General features: G+C 46.5%; 11 protein-coding genes. All 11 read left to right on the forward strand.

All coding sequences use genetic code 11. The annotated features are described in order from the left end of the window. Nucleotides 1–13 precede the first annotated feature (13 nt). From rsmH to L1271_RS04015, 11 genes are read left to right on the forward strand one after another with little or no spacing between them, the layout of a single operon-like run. Nucleotides 14–946, forward strand: a complete 933-nt coding sequence (rsmH, locus tag L1271_RS03965; RefSeq protein ID WP_039494187.1) for a 16S rRNA (cytosine(1402)-N(4))-methyltransferase RsmH — start codon at nucleotides 14–16, stop codon at nucleotides 944–946. Then, nucleotides 946–1269 (forward strand): cell division protein FtsL, encoded by a 324-nt coding sequence (gene ftsL / locus L1271_RS03970; RefSeq protein WP_010368658.1) that lies wholly within the window; start codon nucleotides 946–948, stop codon nucleotides 1267–1269. Before rsmH ends, ftsL begins: the two co-directional genes overlap by 1 nt. After that, nucleotides 1266–3080, forward strand: a complete 1815-nt coding sequence (locus L1271_RS03975; RefSeq protein WP_010605806.1) for a peptidoglycan glycosyltransferase FtsI — start codon at nucleotides 1266–1268, stop codon at nucleotides 3078–3080. Before ftsL ends, L1271_RS03975 begins: the two co-directional genes overlap by 4 nt. Continuing rightward, on the forward strand, nucleotides 3073–4536 hold the full coding sequence (murE, locus tag L1271_RS03980; protein WP_235366799.1) for a UDP-N-acetylmuramoyl-L-alanyl-D-glutamate--2,6-diaminopimelate ligase: 1464 nt from the start codon (nucleotides 3073–3075) through the stop codon (nucleotides 4534–4536). Before L1271_RS03975 ends, murE begins: the two co-directional genes overlap by 8 nt. Beyond that, nucleotides 4533–5927 carry a UDP-N-acetylmuramoyl-tripeptide--D-alanyl-D-alanine ligase gene (locus tag L1271_RS03985; RefSeq protein WP_102056076.1) on the forward strand — a complete coding sequence of 465 codons (1395 nt, stop codon included), beginning with the start codon at nucleotides 4533–4535 and terminating at the stop codon, nucleotides 5925–5927. The genes murE and L1271_RS03985 overlap by 4 nt, the downstream gene beginning before the upstream one ends. After that, nucleotides 5921–7003: a phospho-N-acetylmuramoyl-pentapeptide-transferase gene (mraY, locus tag L1271_RS03990; RefSeq protein ID WP_010368649.1), complete on the forward strand. Its 1083-nt coding sequence runs from the start codon at nucleotides 5921–5923 to the stop codon at nucleotides 7001–7003. Before L1271_RS03985 ends, mraY begins: the two co-directional genes overlap by 7 nt. Continuing rightward, nucleotides 7003–8325 carry a UDP-N-acetylmuramoyl-L-alanine--D-glutamate ligase gene (murD, locus tag L1271_RS03995; RefSeq protein WP_102056077.1) on the forward strand — a complete coding sequence of 441 codons (1323 nt, stop codon included), beginning with the start codon at nucleotides 7003–7005 and terminating at the stop codon, nucleotides 8323–8325. Before mraY ends, murD begins: the two co-directional genes overlap by 1 nt. Continuing rightward, a complete protein-coding gene (gene ftsW, locus L1271_RS04000) occupies nucleotides 8322–9497 on the forward strand; it encodes a cell division protein FtsW (RefSeq protein WP_010368646.1) in 1176 nt (391 codons plus the stop codon). The genes murD and ftsW overlap by 4 nt, the downstream gene beginning before the upstream one ends. After that, a complete protein-coding gene (gene murG / locus L1271_RS04005) occupies nucleotides 9494–10561 on the forward strand; it encodes an undecaprenyldiphospho-muramoylpentapeptide beta-N-acetylglucosaminyltransferase (protein WP_010605802.1) in 1068 nt (355 codons plus the stop codon). The genes ftsW and murG overlap by 4 nt, the downstream gene beginning before the upstream one ends. Before the next feature lie 8 nt (nucleotides 10562–10569). Then, complete coding sequence (gene murC, locus L1271_RS04010; RefSeq protein WP_235366800.1) at nucleotides 10570–12003, forward strand: UDP-N-acetylmuramate--L-alanine ligase; 1434 nt, start codon at nucleotides 10570–10572, stop codon at nucleotides 12001–12003. Beyond that, complete coding sequence (locus tag L1271_RS04015) at nucleotides 12000–12911, forward strand: D-alanine--D-alanine ligase (RefSeq protein ID WP_211867720.1); 912 nt, start codon at nucleotides 12000–12002, stop codon at nucleotides 12909–12911. Before murC ends, L1271_RS04015 begins: the two co-directional genes overlap by 4 nt.

Genomic DNA, 12911 nt, shown 5'->3' on the forward strand with positions numbered 1-12911 from the left:
GGTAAACAAATTAATGAGCGAAGAGTTTAAGCATATTTCGGTATTAATGACCGAAACCCTAGATGCCCTAGCAATTAACCCTGAAGGTATATATATCGATGGGACGTTTGGTCGTGGTGGGCATTCAGGTGAAATCCTCAAAAGGTTGTCGACTGGGCGTTTACAAGCCATAGATCAAGACCCTCAAGCGATTAAAGCGGCTGAAAAGTTTGCTGATGATACACGTTTCTCTATAGCGCGAAGCCGCTTCTCGCAAATTAAATCTGTCGCGGAACAAGCCGGTATCTTAGGTCAGGTTGATGGCATCTTGTTGGACATTGGTGTGTCTTCACCTCAGCTTGATGATGCAGACCGTGGCTTTAGCTTTATGAAAGACGGGCCACTGGATATGCGTATGGATCCCGACTCAGGTCGCAGCGCTGCACAGTGGCTAGCTGAAGCAGAGCTTGAAGAAATGGTGTTTGTGATCAAAAAGTATGGCGAAGAAAAGTTTGCCACTCGTATTGCTCGTAAAGTCATTGAAGTACGTGAGCACACCGCGATTACAACGACGGCGCAATTAGCGCAACTGATAGATGAAGCTGTGCCTGTCAAGGACAAACATAAGCATCCTGCAACTCGTACTTTCCAAGCTATTCGTATTTATATTAACAGCGAGTTAGAAGAAATTCAGACTGCATTGCAAGCGTCACTTGAGGTGTTAAAACCTGGTGGTCGGTTAGTGGTGATCTCGTTTCATTCTCTAGAAGATCGCATTGTAAAGCAGTTTATCAAGAAGCAGAGTAAGGGAGAGGCGATACCCAGAGGTCTGCCTTTAACGGATGAACAACTTAAACAAAATCTCACCTTAAAGGCAGTGGGTAAAGCCATTAAGCCTAGCGATGCAGAGATTGCACAAAATCCACGCTCGCGAAGCTCAGTATTAAGAGTGGCGGAGAAGCTCTAATGAATGCAAGTAAGCAACGTCAACCGAATCTATTTGTAGAAATAGGCTATTACATCATTGCTAATAAGTTGACGGCATTCTTGCTACTTACGATTTTGATTTCTGCACTCGCGGTAGTGCAAATTACCCATTTAACTCGCCAGCAATTGATACAGCAGGATGAGCTATTACAACAGCGCGATGAGTTAGACCTACAATGGCGTTACCTCGTTGTGGAAGAAGAGTTTTACTCTCAGCATGCAAGGATAGAAGAGATAGCCAAGATGCAGTTAGAGATGAAACGCCCAACCAGTAAAGATGAACAGGTGATTGTGCTGCCATGAATAAACAAAAGCAAAAAACTCAATCTATTATCACCTGGCGCTTTGCTCTAGTTTGCGGCGTGATGCTCACCGTTTTTATGACGCTTGTTGCACGCGCTGCATTTTTGCAAGTAATTGAGCCTGATAAGGCAATTGAAGAAAATGATAAGCGCACCGTACGGGTTGAGAAACTCAATGTCCAACGAGGCATGATCTTCGACCGCAATGGCAAAGAGCTGGCAGTGAGTGTGCCGGTTGTGAGCGTTTATGCAGATCCCCTTGCCATTGATAAGGCACTTGCCAAAAAAGTGTTACGTAAAGCCCGTAAAGAAGGTGAAGATTATAAAGCGTTAGAGCAAAATGATGCTGAGCTGAAAATACGGAAACAAGCTTGGTACGATGATGAGCTCAGGTGGAAAGAGCTTGCAGATGTACTCAGACTCAAACCAGAAAATGTCGATGAACGGCTTAGGGGAGACCCAAGCCGTCGTTTTGTCTATTTGAAGCGTCAAGTGACGGCGGTTGTTGCCAACTATATTCGTCAAATGCGCCTGCCGGGCGTGCACTTGCTTGACGAGTCCAAACGTTTTTACCCAAGCGGCGAAGTAACAGCGCACATGATTGGTGTAACCGATATTGATGGCAAAGGTATTGAAGGCGTCGAGCGTATGTTCGACTCTGCATTAACCGGTACGGCTGGTAAACGCACCATTCGAAAAGATGCGCAAGGTCGTGAAGTACAAGTACTTTCAGAAGAACAGCGTGTCGAGCCAGAAGATGTTTACCTGAGTATTGATTTACGGATCCAAGCCATTGCCTACCGCGCGTTAAAGTCGGCGGTACTGAGCTATAAAGCTACCTCTGGTTCGGCGATAGTTGTTGATGTACACACTGGCGAAATTTTAGCTTTGGTGAATAGCCCAAGCTTTAATCCTAACGATCTAAGTACTGCCGCACCTTATAAACGTCGCAATCGTGCTATGACTGACCTATTTGAACCCGGTTCAACCTTAAAGCCTTTAGCGGTATTGGCTGGTTTAAATTATGGTGCAGTTAAGGCAACAGACACGATAGATACCTATCCGGGCTGGATGAACTTAAGTGGTGGCTTAGTGAAAGACACTCGTAACAATGGTGAGCTGAGCTTAAGAGAGATCCTTAAAATCTCCAGTAACATGGGAGTTGCGAAGATCTCGCAGATGCTGCCAAAAGAGTATTTTATCAATCTATACCAACAAGTGGGTTTTGGTGAGCCAACGGGCTCAAACATGATTGGTGAAAGCGCAGGTCTATTTTATCCAAACCGCCGTTGGTCTAACTTTGAAATTGCAACACTCTCTTATGGTTACGCAGTATCTGTAAGCACTGCACAAATGGCGAGACTTTACGCCATGTTTGGAGCCGGCGGTATCTTGCGACCACTCACTATTGTGAAGCAAGATGAAATTCCTGAAGGTAAGCGTATTTTTAGCGAGCAAGATACACATGCCGTGGTAGAGATGATGGAGTCAGTATTTGAACGTGGTGGTACTGCCCACAACGTAAAAGTTGATGGATACCGTGCCGCTGGTAAAACAGGTACTTCAGAAAAAGCCGTGGCGGGTGGCTATGGTGATGAGTACGTTGGTTACTTTGCGGGCGTTGCACCGGTAAGTGACCCAAGGCTTGCGGTTGTGGTGATGGTTAATGAACCGGCGGGAGATGTTTACTATGGCGGTCAAACCGCAGGGCCTGCTTTTGCTGAAATAATGTCTAATGCACTGAGAATTTTAAATGTAGCGCCTGATAAAGAGCGCGTGGCTTATATTTCTGGAGCAGATAACGATGCGTGATCTGGCTCAGGTACTCAGTGATTACGGTGTCAATATTGCCCCTGTTAAGGTTGAGCATCTGCGCATAGACAGTCGAGCGATTGAACCAGGTGATTGTTTTGTTGCACTGCAAGGTCATGCCCAAGACGGTGCTAAATATGCCGCCAGTGCCGTTGCGCAAGGCGCTAAATGTGTGCTTGCAGAAACGGGAAGCGAGCTTAATGTTGCACCAGAGCAAGCGATTTTTATCGATAATCTTGCCGATAAGTTGGCGGCAATTGCAGCGCAGTTTTATGCATACCCGAGTAAAAAGCTCAAACTCACAGGCGTTACTGGCACCAACGGTAAATCTACCACGACAGCGATGATTGCCAATTTAGCCAGCCTAATCGGTAGTGCTGGTGCTGTGATAGGTACGCTTGGTTATGGTCAACCAGACAGCCTTATTCCGCTGGCAAACACCACGCCGTCAAACGTAGATTTACAACGTATTTTGGCGTTTTTACAGCAACAGTATGATCAAGTCGCGATGGAGGTCTCTTCCCATGGCTTGGTGCAAGGTCGAGTTGACGAATGCGACTTTGATGTGGCTGTTTTCACCAACTTGACGCGCGATCACTTAGATTATCACGGTGATATGCAAAGCTATGCAGAAGCTAAGAAACTGCTATTCACTCGCTGTGCGCCAAATCACAAAGTCATCAATATTGACGATGAAGTGGGTGCAAGTTGGGCCGCTGAGTTTAATGACGATACAGTGGTTGTTTACGGTCGCTGGAGTGAAAAAAATAGCTACCAACAATATGTATTCTTTGATGCCGTGTCGGCACACCCAAATGGTTTGACGGCGACATTAAAAACCAGCTGGGGTGAATGTGAAGTCAGTGTGCCACTGTATGGTGAGTTTAATCTTTATAATTTAGCTGCTGCGATTGCGACTTTACTATTGCAAGGCGCAAGTCTTGAAGCATTAAGCGAAGCTTGCAGCCAGCTCGCGCCAGTTGCAGGCCGCATGCAGCCATTTAGTGCCCCTGAAAAGCCTACGTGTATTGTTGATTATGCCCATACCCCAGACGCTTTGGCACTTGCACTACAAGCCTTGCGAGCACATGTTCCGGGCAATCTTATCTGTGTGTTTGGTTGCGGTGGTGATAGAGATAAAGGTAAGCGTCCTGAAATGGCGCGAGCTGCAGAGAAATATGCAGATAAACTGGTGATCACCAGTGATAATCCACGAAGCGAAGATCCCAATTTAATCATTGACGACGTTAAGGCAGGACTCATCCACCCTGAGTATGCTGTCTGCCAGCCAGATAGAGGGCTAGCCATTCAACACGCGATAGACCTAGCTGATGAAAACAGCGTGGTGCTGATTGCGGGGAAAGGGCACGAGGATTATCAAATTATAGGTACTGAGCGCATTGATTTTTGTGATAGGCAATGCGTTGCAGCGATTTTACGAGGGGAAAAGGCATGATCAAGATGGATTTTTCTTGGCTTGCAGCAGTCTTAAAAACCCCTTACGACGGGGAGAATTTGGCAGTCGCCAATATTAATACTGATACCAGAACAATACAGTCTGGAGAGGTATTTCTAGCACTTAAAGGGCCTAACTTTGACGGCCACCGTTTCTTGGGTGTGGCCAAAGCACACGGTGCTATCGCAGCTATTGTTTCTGAGCACGATGAAGATATCGATTTACCACAGTTTGTTGTTACAGATACGCGCATTGCTTTAGGCCAAATTGGCCGAGCAGTGATTGAAACTGTCGCCCCTAAAACCATTGCAATTACCGGCAGTGTCGGTAAAACCACAGTGAAAGAAATGTGTGCGGCGATTTTGGCGCAAAAAGGCAAAGTCCTTGCGACGAAAGGTAATTTTAATAACGACATCGGGGTACCGTTGACGCTATTGCGCTTAAGTGAAGATGATGAATATGCGGTGATAGAACTCGGCGCTAACCACTTGGGTGAAATTGCTTATACCACTGCATTAGTAAGTCCAGACGTGGCGACAGTATGTAACGTCGCACCAGCCCACATCGAAGGGTTTGGTTCAATTGATGGCGTAGGAAAAGCGAAAGGTGAGATTTTCTCAGGCCTAAAAGCTGACGGTGTCGCAGTCATCAATGCGGATAGCGATTATGCTCAGATGTGGCAGGAAAGCTTAGCTGTTTCTAAAGTGAAACGTTATAGCTTAAATGCTCAGCTTGATATTTGGGTGGAAGCAATTGAGTTGGATGAGCTAGCTCGCCCTACCTTCACGCTATGTCTGGGAGAAGAGCGTACCACCATTAGTTTACCGCTTAGTGGCCAGCACAACGTTGGCAATGCGTTGATTGCGGCTGCATTGACAACCGAGCTTGGCGCAAGCTTAAGTGAGGTGGCAACGGGTCTTGGAAAAATGGCTGAAGTAAAGGGCCGTGTCAACATGATCCAAGTCTCGGACACGTTGCGTGTCGTCGATGACACCTACAATGCAAACGTGAAATCTGTCAACGCGGCGATTGATTTACTGGCGTCTATGTCTGGCTATAAAGTATTGGCGTTGGGTGATATGGCAGAACTGGGTGAAGATGCTCGCGAATATCACCGTGAAGTCGGCGAGTATGCTAAGCAGCAAGGCATTGATGAATTGTTTTCATTGGGGGTGCTGAGTAGCAGCGCTAGCAATGTATTTGAAAAGCCAAATCGTCATTTCTCGACTCGCGAGAACTTAATGAAGGCGTTACGGGTTGTATTGGCCGAGCAATCAGGACAATGCACCGTTATCGTTAAAGGATCACGTAGTGCGCGGATGGAACTGCTCGTTGAAGAATTAGTAAACGCTGGCCAGTCGGATAGCGAGACAGGAGAAGTATCATGTTAGTTTGGCTAGCCGAGTATCTTACCCAATATTATTCTGGGTTTAACGTATTTTCTTACCTTACGTTGAGGGCGATTTTAGGCATTTTAACGGCCTTAATGATTTCGTTGTATTTTGGCCCTAAACTCATCGCTGCATTACAGCGCATGCAGATTGGTCAGACCGTACGTGATGATGGCCCTGAATCGCACTTGTCCAAGTCGGGTACCCCAACTATGGGTGGACTGTTAATTCTTGCTGCGATCTTTACCAGTACGCTACTGTGGGGCGACCTTAGCAACAAATATGTATGGGTGACGTTATTTGTCATTGGCAGCTTAGGTATTGTTGGGTTTGTGGATGATTACCGCAAGGTGATCAGAAAAGACAGTAAAGGCCTAATTGCACGTTGGAAATACTTTTGGCAGTCGGTTATTGCGATATCTACGGCGGCATTTTTGTACTTTACGTCTACCAGCGCTGCGGAAACCACGCTAGTCGTGCCATTTTTGAAAGATGTATTACCACAACTTGGTTTGTTCTATTTGGTCATGAGTTACTTTGTGATTGTGGGTACGTCAAACGCAGTTAACCTGACTGATGGTTTGGATGGACTCGCCATTGTTCCGACCATTTTGGTTGCCTCAGCACTCGCGATTATTGCTTACGTTACTGGTAACGCGAATTTCTCAAGCTACCTTCATATTCCTCATTTGCCACTCACAAGTGAATTGGTTGTGGTATGTACGGCGATTGTTGGCGCAGGTCTTGGTTTCTTATGGTTTAACACCTATCCGGCACAAGTTTTTATGGGCGATGTGGGTTCATTGGCGCTGGGTGGTGCACTCGGGATCATCGCTATTTTAGTACGCCAAGAGTTAGTGCTGATCATTATGGGCGGTGTATTTGTGATGGAGGCATTATCCGTGATTTTACAGGTAGGGTCTTACAAACTCAGAGGTCAGCGGATCTTTAGAATGGCCCCTATTCACCATCATTACGAATTAAAAGGATGGCCTGAACCTCGCGTGATAGTCCGTTTTTGGATCATCTCGATTATCTTGGTTTTGGCCGGTCTTGCGACGTTGAAGATTAGATAATGACGTATATTGAGCAATTACAGAAAAAGCATGTCACGGTACTGGGGCTTGGAGTCACAGGACAGGGGATTGTGCGTTTTCTGCTGTCGCACGGTATTAATCCAAAAGTGGTTGATAGTCGTCCAGTGCCTCCGGGCTCGGACTGGCTAAGTCACAACGCGCCTGAATGTGAAGCGGTATTTGGCAATCTTGCTGATGCCGCTTTGGCGCAAACGGATCTGATTATCATCAGCCCAGGGATCCCGTTATTTGAACAAAGCGTTGCCGCTGCCATTGCCGAAGGCGTTGAAGTCATCGGCGATATTGAGCTATTTGCACGCCTCAATACCCGTCCAGTGATTGCCGTTACGGGCTCTAACGGTAAGTCCACCGTTGTTACGCTCGCGACAGAAGTATTGAAAGCCGCTGGCTTAAAAGTTGGGCTTGGCGGCAATATTGGCACGTCTGTGCTGTCGTTGTTAGAGCAGCCGCATGATGTTTATGTGCTTGAGCTGTCTAGTTTTCAGCTTGAAACCACTCATAGCTTGGCTTGTTTGTCGGCAATGATCCTCAATATTACTGAAGATCACATGGATCGCTATCCTGATTTTCAAGCTTATATTGAAGCGAAGCAACGTATTTACCAGCATGTTGAACATATTGTCTTTAATGCTGAAGATCATTATACCTTTGCGCAGCATGGGCAAGGCAGCAGTGTATCTCTCACTGAGGGGGATTATCACTTAATGACCTTTGACGGTGAGGCGTATTTCGCACACAAACAAACACCACTGCTAGCGGTAAAAACGTTGGCGATGGTGGGGCGACATAATCAATTTAACGCCTTGGCGGTATTAGCATTATTAGCGCCGATGCAATTGCCTATGCAGGTATTTGCCAGCGCGTTTGCGAGTTTCACGGGGTTACCTCATCGTTGTCAGTTGGTTGCCGATGTTGCTGGGGTTCGCTACTTCAACGATTCGAAGGCAACGAATGTTGGCTCGACGGTCGCCGCTATTGATTCTTTAGCTTCAGGTCGCAAAAATATTATTTTGATCGTGGGTGGTGATGCGAAAGGGGCAGATCTTTCACCGCTCAAGACGCCACTCACTACGCATTGCAAAGCGCTATTTTGTTTCGGGCAAGACGGTGCACAGTTTATGCCACTGCTGCGCAATAGCCATCAAGTCAACAATTTGGAAGAAGCCGTGTTGGCGGCAAAAACGATAGCGACCAATGGTGATATTGTGCTATTAGCACCAGCCTGTGCCAGCATAGACATGTATCCAAACTATATGGCGCGTGGGGATGAGTTCGTCCGTTTAGTGGGGGAACATGCTTGATTAACGTCGCTGATATCAAAGAGGCGCTAACGCCTCGCCAGTCCGAGAGCTTATTTGACGTACCTTTGATGTACTGCATGCTCATGCTTATTGGAGTGGGATTTGTGATGGTGACAAGTGCTTCTATGCCGGTTGCCGAGCGACTATTTGATAACCCTTTTCACTTTACCATTCGCCACGTTATCTTTTTAGTGGGCTCGTTTATTCTCTTTTGGTTCGCGACAAGTGTGCCAATGACTTGGTGGAAACGCAGTAATCCATATTTGCTGCTTTTTGGCTTGGTACTGTTAGTGGCGGTACTCATTATTGGTCGCGAAGTAAATGGTGCAAGACGCTGGATCCCGCTTGGTCCTTTTGGTTTGCAAGTAGCAGAGGCATCTAAGCTATTTTTCTTCAGCTATATTGCCGGCTACTTGGTACGTAAACGCGATGAAGTACAAGAAAACATCAAAGGCTTCGCCAAGCCAATGATTGTGTTTGCGGTGTATGCGTTCTTAATTTTGATGCAACCAGATTTAGGTACTGTGGTAGTCATGTTTGTGACGACCGTTGGCCTGTTGTTTTTAGCCGGTGCAAGGCTTTGGCAGTTTTTTACCTTAATGCTTACCGGTGTCTCTTTGGTGGTACTGCTTATCATCATTGAGCCATATCGTATGAAGCGTGTCGTGGGCTTTTTAAACCCTTGGGAAGATCCATTTGGCGCCGGTTATCAATTGGTACAATCCCTAATGGCATACGGCCAAGGTGGCTGGTTTGGTCAAGGCTTGGGTAATAGCATACAAAAGCTACAGTATTTGCCGGAAGCACATAATGACTTTATTTTTGCTGTAATAGCGGAAGAACTGGGCTTTATTGGGGTATTTAGCATTATTATTGTACTCGGTGTATTGGTTACTCGAGCGCTTTTTATCGGGCAAAAGGCCCTTAAAGCAGGTAAAGAATACGAAGGGTATTTTGCCTTGGGCATTGGTATTTGGTTTGCCTTTCAGGCAGTCGTTAATATTGGTGCGAGCGCTGGCATTTTACCCACTAAAGGTTTAACACTGCCATTTGTTTCTTACGGTGGCTCTAGCCTTTGGGTGATGACAATTGCGGCAGGCATTCTACAACGTATAGATTTTGAGACAAAAATGTCGACAAGGCAGGCAACATCCCGTGGAGGTAGGCGATGACAAAACGTCTTCTAGTGGTCGCGGGCGGTACAGGTGGACATATTTTTCCAGGTATTGCAGTGGCACAATTTTTACAGGCGCAGGCTTGGCAAGTGAGCTGGGTTGGCACTGCGGACCGAATGGAAGCCGATGTGGTGCCGCGTTACGGTTTTGAAATTGATTTTATTGCCATGAAAGGCGTCCGTGGTAACGGGGTCAAACGATTACTAACAGCACCATTTATGGTTTTAAAAGCGATACTTGCAGCAAAGCGTATTTTACAACAGCGCAAACCTGATGTGGTGTTAGCCATGGGCGGTTATGTAACTGGCCCTGTAGGTGTTGCTGCGAAACTGCTTGGGATCCCTTTGGTGATCCATGAGCAAAATGCGGTTGCGGGTATGAGCAATAAGTTGCTGGCGAAAATTGCAAGTCGCGTATTAGCGGGTTTTCCCGGCGCATTCAATGAAAAGCTCGCTCAGGTTGTGGGGAATCCGGTACGTGCAAGTGTTGCTGAGATTAGCGATAAACCCGTTTCAGTGCCGTTAAATCTATTAATTGTCGGTGGTTCATTGGGAGCAAAAGCACTGAATGAAACCGTGCCAGAAGGACTCAAGTTACTAAAGCTACAGGTGGCCAGTATCGGATTAAATATTCGCCATCAAAGCGGTAAACATAACCAAGACGATACACAACAACGATATGAAAGTGCAGGCATTAATGCTGAGGTCAGCGAGTTCATTCATGATATGGATGCCGCATACGCTTGGGCTGACTTGGTTATTTGCCGTGCCGGTGCGCTTACCGTGAGTGAAATAGCCGCAGCTGGGAAAACGGCGATTTTTGTGCCTTTCCCACATGCCGTTGACGATCACCAGACGGCTAACGCGCAATTTTTAGTGTCGGCTGGGGCTGCTTATATATTACAGCAAACTGCACTGACGCCAGAAACGCTAGCAACGACACTGCAGCCACTTGTTATTGAGCCGCAAAAAATTGCGACCATGGCAGCAAAAGCGAGACAATGCGGTAAGTCGGAGGCAACAGCGAAAGTTGCCCAAATTTGTACAGAATTATCGAACTAGGATATTAAATGGAAGCTTCAAGCAGAAGAGCAATGCGACGTATCAACACCATCCACTTTATCGGGATTGGTGGTGCTGGTATGGGTGGGATTGCAGAAGTGCTGGCCTTTGAAGGTTACCGAATTACAGGCTCAGATATCGCCAAAAGTACGATGACAGAGCGATTAACAAATATGGGCGCCGAGATCTTTATCGGCCACCAAGCTGAAAATGTAAAAATGGCCGATGTGGTTGTGGTATCGAGTGCAATCAACGACCAAAACCCAGAGATCCAAGCGGCGAAGGCAAACCGTACGCCAATCGTTCGTCGCGCCGAAATGCTCGCCGAGTTGATGCGCTTTCGTCACGGGATTGCGGTAGCTGGAACACATGGTAAGACCACAACGACGAGCCTGATTGCGAGTATTTTTGCGCGGGCTGAGCTGGATCCAACCTTTATTATCGGTGGCTTGCTCAATAGTGCTGGTAGTAATGCCAAAGTGGGCAGCAGTGAATACCTTATCGCAGAAGCGGATGAGAGTGATGCATCGTTTTTGCATTTGCAGCCGATGGTGTCGGTGGTAACAAATATCGAAGAAGACCACATGGATACTTACGAGGGTGACTTCGAAAAAATGAAAGACACCTACATCGAGTTTATCCATAACTTACCATTTTATGGTCTGGCGGTGGTGTGTATCGATTCGCCAGTCGTGAGAGAATTATTGCCACGCTTTGCAAGGCCGACAATCACGTATGGTGAGGCTAACGATGCGGATTATCAGTTATTGGACTTCAAGCAAACACAAAGTGAATCACACTTTAAAGTCAGAACCAAAGACGGTGAGTTACTTGAAGTGAAGCTAAATATGCCAGGTAAGCACAACGCATTGAATGCGCTGGCATCTATTGCGGTTGCAAAAGATCACAATATTGAAAACGAAGCGATTTATCAGGCGTTAGCCAACTTTGAAGGGGTAGGACGTCGCTTCCAGCATTACGGCTCATTCAATAATGAAGTGGGTGAGGTGATGCTGGTTGATGATTATGGTCACCATCCGTCTGAAGTTGCGATGACGATAAAAGCCGCTAAGTCTGGTTGGCCTGATAAGCGTTTGGTTATGATTTATCAGCCACATCGCTATAGTCGAACACGCGATTTATATGAAGATTTCGTAAAAGTGCTTTGCGATGTTGATAAACTACTGCTGTTAGATGTATATAGTGCCGGTGAAGCGCCTATCGTTGGTGCGGATAGTAAAAGTTTGTGCCGTAGTCTCCGTCAACGTGGCGTTGAGCCGATCCATATCAGTGACCATGGTGAATTGGCGAAAGTGTTGGCAAGCACCATGGAAGATGGTGATTTAGTGTTGACGCAAGGGGCCGGCAATATAGGTCAAATCGTGAAGCAGTTAGCCGCCACCGGGCTATCGATAGCGCAGTTAAAACAGAGTGAATTATGAGTAGTCAGTTTGGAAAAGTAGCCGTATTACTTGGCGGTAGTTCAGCAGAGCGAGAGGTGTCGCTAAAGTCTGGTAATGCAGTGCTAAATGCCTTCGTTAATCAAGGTATAGATGCGATTGCTTTTGATCCAGCAGAACGTAATTTATGGCAACTTAAAGACCTAGGTGTGGATCGCGTATTCATTGCACTGCATGGCCGTGGCGGTGAAGATGGTACTATTCAAGGTGCGCTTGAGTTTATGGGAATACCATATACAGGAAGCGGTGTACTTGGTAGTGCGCTTGCGATGGATAAAGTCCGCTGTAAGCATCTATTTCAGTCTGCCAAGTTAAGTACGGCACCTTATGCTGTCGTAAGCAAAGAGACGGGTTTTGATGCTAAGGCGCTAATCGCTGAGTTTGGCAAAGTCATGGTAAAGCCAAGTCACGAAGGCTCAAGCATAGGTATGGCTCAGGCAGACAGCGAAGAAACCCTGACTGCGGCATTAAATAATGCCTTTAAGTTTGACGATCAAGTTCTCGTTGAACAATGGATCACTGGACGTGAGTTTACCGTGTCTATGCTCGCTAAAGAGGCATTGCCTGTTATTGAAATGCGTACGCCTCGTGGTTTTTACGATTATGAAGCGAAATACCAAGTCAACAGTACCGAGTATTATTGTCCGGCGGATATTAGCGCTGCACACACTGAGCAATTACAAGTGATGGCAAAGCACGCTTTTGAATTGGTTGGTGCCACTGGTTGGGGACGTGTTGACGCCATGCAAGATGAGCAAGGTCATTTCTATCTACTCGAGGTAAATACTGTACCTGGTATGACTGAAAAGTCGTTGGTGCCGATGGCAGCAAAAGCAACGGGTGTAAGTTTTGAACAATTAGTTGTTCGCATTTTGGAGCAAACGCTTTAA

The sequence above is a fragment of the Pseudoalteromonas sp. OF5H-5 genome (assembly GCF_021530695.1).
Taxonomy (GTDB): domain Bacteria; phylum Pseudomonadota; class Gammaproteobacteria; order Enterobacterales; family Alteromonadaceae; genus Pseudoalteromonas.

Bases quoted from the DNA above. Each gene is read 5' to 3' on its own strand.
- murG (WP_010605802.1), top strand. From the start codon at position 9,494: ATGACAAAACGTCTTCTAGTGGTCGCGGGCGGTACAGGTGGACATATT.
- rsmH (WP_039494187.1), top strand. From the start codon at position 14: ATGAGCGAAGAGTTTAAGCATATTTCGGTATTAATGACCGAAACCCTA.
- murC (WP_235366800.1), top strand. From the start codon at position 10,570: ATGGAAGCTTCAAGCAGAAGAGCAATGCGACGTATCAACACCATCCAC.
- L1271_RS04015 (WP_211867720.1), top strand. From the start codon at position 12,000: ATGAGTAGTCAGTTTGGAAAAGTAGCCGTATTACTTGGCGGTAGTTCA.
- murE (WP_235366799.1), top strand. From the start codon at position 3,073: ATGCGTGATCTGGCTCAGGTACTCAGTGATTACGGTGTCAATATTGCC.
- ftsL (WP_010368658.1), top strand. From the start codon at position 946: ATGAATGCAAGTAAGCAACGTCAACCGAATCTATTTGTAGAAATAGGC.
- mraY (WP_010368649.1), top strand. From the start codon at position 5,921: ATGTTAGTTTGGCTAGCCGAGTATCTTACCCAATATTATTCTGGGTTT.
- murD (WP_102056077.1), top strand. From the start codon at position 7,003: ATGACGTATATTGAGCAATTACAGAAAAAGCATGTCACGGTACTGGGG.
- L1271_RS03985 (WP_102056076.1), top strand. From the start codon at position 4,533: ATGATCAAGATGGATTTTTCTTGGCTTGCAGCAGTCTTAAAAACCCCT.
- L1271_RS03975 (WP_010605806.1), top strand. From the start codon at position 1,266: ATGAATAAACAAAAGCAAAAAACTCAATCTATTATCACCTGGCGCTTT.